This is a genomic window from Thioalkalivibrio versutus (assembly GCF_001999325.1).
Classification (GTDB): domain Bacteria; phylum Pseudomonadota; class Gammaproteobacteria; order Ectothiorhodospirales; family Ectothiorhodospiraceae; genus Thioalkalivibrio; species Thioalkalivibrio versutus.
In genome coordinates this window covers 37,274-37,598 of sequence record NZ_MVAR01000038.1, presented here as the reverse complement: position 1 = coordinate 37,598, position 325 = coordinate 37,274, and the positions used below count along the sequence as shown (strand labels likewise).

Here is a 325-nt window from a genome sequence, read left to right as displayed (position 1 = left end):
CGACCTGCTGTCCTCGTACGATTTCCCGGGTGACGACACCCCGGTCATCACCGGTTCCGCGTTGAAGGCGCTGGAAGGTGACGAGAGCGAAGTAGGCGCCCCGGCGATCTACAAGCTGGTCGAGGCGATGGACACCTGGATTCCGGAGCCGGAGCGTGCCGTGGACGGCGCGTACCTGATGCCGGTGGAAGATGTCTTCTCGATCTCCGGTCGCGGCACCGTGGTGACCGGTCGTATCGAGCGCGGCGTGGTGAAGGTGGGCGAAGAGATCGAGATCGTCGGTATTCGCGACACGCAGAAGACTACCGTCACCGGTGTCGAGATG

The 325-nt window shown here is 63.7% G+C and carries 1 protein-coding gene; it reads left to right on the top strand.

Annotated features, from left to right (window positions below; genetic code table 11):
• The coding region (locus tag B0684_RS14100) for an EF-Tu/IF-2/RF-3 family GTPase (protein WP_269844073.1) at positions 1-325 on the top strand (325 nt) is incomplete at both ends.